Genomic DNA, 4,055 nt, shown 5'->3' with positions numbered 1-4,055 from the left:
ACGGCACCCGCTCGGGGCGCTCCCGGCGCGCCAGCACGATGCCGGTCGAGGCTGCGGTGGTTTCTGCCAGGCGCGCAATCCCCGCGACCGTGGGCTCCGCGAAGACCTCGCGGACGCCGACGGACACCTCCAGGACCGAGCGGATACGGGCGATCAGCCGCATCACGAGCAGTGAATCGCCGCCCAGCTCGAAGAAGCTCTCCTCCGCACCGACGCTCTCCAGGTCCAGCACCTCGGCGAACAGACCCGCCAGCGCCTCCTCGGTCGGAGTCGCGGGCTCACGGGAAGCTGCCACACCCAGCTCCGGAACCGGGAGTGCGGTGCGGTCGACCTTGCCGTTGACGGTCAGCGGCAGAGCGTCGAGTACGACGACCGTCGACGGGACCATGTAGTCCGGCAGCCGGGTGGCGGCGAAGGCACGGAGGTCGTCCGTGTCGGTGGCGCCGACGACGTAGCCGATCAGACGGCCGTCGCATATCTGTGCCGCGGATTGGTCGACCTGTGGGTGGGCGGCGAGTACGGCTTCGACCTCGCCGAGTTCGACGCGGAAGCCGCGGATCTTGACCTGCTCGTCGGCACGTCCGACGAAGGCCAACTGTCCTTCTGCCGTCCAGCGGGCCAGGTCGCCGGTGCGGTACATGCGGCCACCGTTCTCGTCGAACGGGCAGGCGATGAAGCGTTCCGCGGTCAGGTCCGGGCGGTTGACGTAACCCCGGGCCAGGCCGTCTCCCGCGATGTACAGCTCGCCTGTCACGCCCACGGGGACGGGGCGGAGGAAGGCGTCCAGGACGTAGGTGCGGACGTTCCCGAGGGGGCGGCCGATGGCGGGCGGGGCGTCCTCGCCCGTGATGCCCTCGTCCAGAAGGACGGCCGTGGTGATGACCGTCGCCTCGGTGGGGCCGTAGGTATTCCAAACTCGGGCGCCTTCACGCCACTTGGCAGCCAGTCCGGCTTCCAGGCGCTCCGCGCCCAAGACCCAGTTACCGACCCCGGGAACCGCCCCCGGCTCCAGCACACCCAGCAGCGACGGCACCACACTCGCCGTGGTCACGTCGGCTGCCTCGATCATGCGCGCAAGCGCCGCCGCGTCCAGCCGCTCCTCCGCCGACGCGATCGCCAACGTGCCGCCGGACGCCAGCGTGACCGCCACATCCAACACCGCCGCGTCAAAGCTGAAGGACGCGAACTGCAAGGCCGTGACACCGGGTTCGGCCCCGAGCACCGGCCGCATGACCGACGCCAAGTTGGCCACGGAGGCGTGCGCCACGGCGACACCCTTCGGGCGCCCGGTCGACCCCGACGTATAGATCACATAGGCCAGTTGGTCAGAGCCGACTTCCGCCAGCTCACCGACGTCACTGCTCAAGTCACCCAGCAGAACACCTACGGACAGCCGGTCGGCGGTCTCCTCCGTGACCAGCGCCAGCTGTGCCGCGCTGTCGGTCACCATGTAGGCCAGCCGGTCGGACGGATACTCCGGGTCCAGCGGGACGTACGCCCCACCGGCCTTCCACACCGCCAGCATCGCCACAACCATCTCGGCACCGCGCGGCAGGCAAAGGCCGACCCGGGACTCCCGCCCCACGCCCCGCGCCACCAACCCACGCGCCAACGCATCGGAGCGCGCATCCACCTCGGCATACGACAGGCCCCGGCCCTCGGACCACAGCGCCACCGCCTCCGGCGCCCTGGCCACACTGCTACGGAACTGCTCCAGCACCGTCGAGGTGTCCACCTCACTCACGGTGGCGTTCCACTCCTCGACGACCGCCGCCCGCTCCGACGCGTCCAGCAGATCGAGGTCACTCAGCCGCAGCTCAGGATCGGCCGCGACCTGCTCCAGCACCCGGGTGAGCCGCTCGGCCAGCCCGCGCACGGTCTCCTCGTCGAACAGATCAGCGGCGTAGAGGATGCCGCCACGCAGACCATCGGCCGCGCCGCCCTCCGACCGGCGTTCGCTCAGCGAGAGGGACAGATCGAAGCGGGCCGCGAGGTCCTCTGCGTGAGGAACCTGCTCGACCGCCAGTCCTTCGAGGTCCCAGTGCGGCTCGGGCACGTTCTGGAGGGCCAGCATCACCTGGAACAGAGGGTTGCGGGCTGCGGAGCGCTCCGGGTTCAGCTCGTCCACCAGTCGCTCGAACGGCACGTCCTGGTGGGCATACGCCGACAGGTCGGACTCCCGTACCCGGGCCAGCAGGTCCCGGAAGGACGGGTTCCCTGCCAAGTCGGACCGCAGGACGAGGGTGTTGACGAACAGGCCCGCCAGCTCCTCCAGTTGTGCGTCGGAGCGGCCGGCGACAGGGGTGCCGACGCAGATGTCCTCTCCCGCTCCCATCCGGGACAGCAGTACCGACAGCGCGGCGTGCACGACCATGAACATCGTCGCGCCGCCCTGCGCGGCCAGCTCCGTGAGCCGGGCATGCGTCTCCGCGTCCACCTGCACCGGCACCTGACCGCCGCGGAACGAGGGCGCCGCAGGACGCGGACGGTCGAAGGGCAGCATCGTCTCCTGCGGAGCCCCCGCCAACGCCCTTCGCCAGTAGGCGATCTGTCCCGCTCCCGGGCTCTCCGGGTCGTCCAGCTCGCCGAGCACCTCGCGCTGCCACAGCGCGTAGTCCGCGTACTGGACCGGGAGCGATTCCCATCCCGGTACTACACCTGACAGACGTGCGCGATAGGCGTTCTGGAGGTCGTTCGCGAGTACGCCCATCGACCAGGCGTCGGTCGCGATGTGATGCGCGACCAGGAGCAGCACCCACTCCGCGTCCGAGACCCTCAACAGCGTGGTGCGCCAAGGCAGTTCGACTGCCAGATCGAAGCCACGCCCGGCCTCGTCCTGCATGGCGTCACGCCACCGCTCGCCGGCCTCGACCACCACCAGCGCCGGACGACTACCCGCCCCCACCAGCACCTGCTGATACGGCACACCCTCGATGTCCGGGAAGACCGTCCGCAGACTCTCGTGCCGGTCGGCGATGTCACCGAGCGCCGACTGCAACACCTCGACGTCGAGGCTGCCGGTCAGCCGCAGAGCGAAGGGAAGGTTGTAGGCGGACGCCCCGGTCTCGTCCATCCGGTTGAGGAACCACATCCGCTGCTGGGCGAAGGACAGCGGCACCCGCTCCGGCCGCTCACGGCGCGCCAGCACCACACCCGCCGACGACGCCCCGGCGGAGTCGATCAACCGCGCAACACCGGCCACAGTCGGCTCCGCGAACACCTCACGGACCCCGACGGACACGTCCAGCACCGAGCGGACACGGGCGATCAGCCGCATCACCAGCAGCGAATCACCACCCAGCTCGAAGAAGCTCTCCTCGGCGCCGACCCGGTCCAGCCCCAGCACCTCGGCGAACAGCCCGCACAGCGCCTCCTCGGTGGGAGTCGCAGGACCGCGAGATGCACCCGCACCCAGCTCCGGCACCGGGAGTGCGGCGCGGTCGACTTTTCCATTCACGGTCAGCGGGAAGGCGTCCAGGACGACGACCGCAGACGGCACCAGGTAATCCGGCACGCGAGCGGCAGCGAAGGCGCGCAGAGTGGCGGCATCCGTGTCGCCGACGACGTATCCGATCAGCCGCCCGTCCCGGACCAGCACGACCGCCTGCTCAACCCCCGCATGAGCCGACAGCACCGCCTCGACCTCACCCAACTCCACCCGGAACCCACGGATTTTCACCTGCTCATCCGCACGCCCCAAAAACTCCAACTCACCGCCCGGCAACCACCGCACCACATCCCCCGTGCGATACATCCGGCCACCGTTGCCATCGAACGGGCACGCCACAAACCGCCCCGACGTCAGACCAGCACGCCCCGCATAGCCACGGGCCAGCCCCACCCCGGAGACATACAACTCACCACGCACCCCCACCGGCACCGGCTGCAAAAACGCATCCAGCACAAACACCCCGGCATTACGCAACGGCCGCCCAATCGGCACCACGCCCGCACCCGGCTCCAACGGCAGACTCATCGCCGCACACACCGTCACCTCAGTCGGCCCATACGCATTCACCATCCGCCGACCGACCGACCACCGCTCCACCAACCCC

General features: G+C 69.8%; 1 protein-coding gene. It reads right to left on the bottom strand.

Going from position 1 to position 4,055, the window contains the following annotated elements:
- On the bottom strand, window positions 1–4,055 hold a 4,055-nt coding region (locus tag IQ210_RS46885; RefSeq protein WP_456115075.1), incomplete at both ends, for an amino acid adenylation domain-containing protein.

It is taken from the genome of Streptomyces justiciae (assembly GCF_015163075.1).
Classification (GTDB): domain Bacteria; phylum Actinomycetota; class Actinomycetes; order Streptomycetales; family Streptomycetaceae; genus Streptomyces; species Streptomyces justiciae.
Note: the sequence above shows the minus strand (reverse complement) of the source record. Positions and strands in the feature narration are given on the sequence as shown.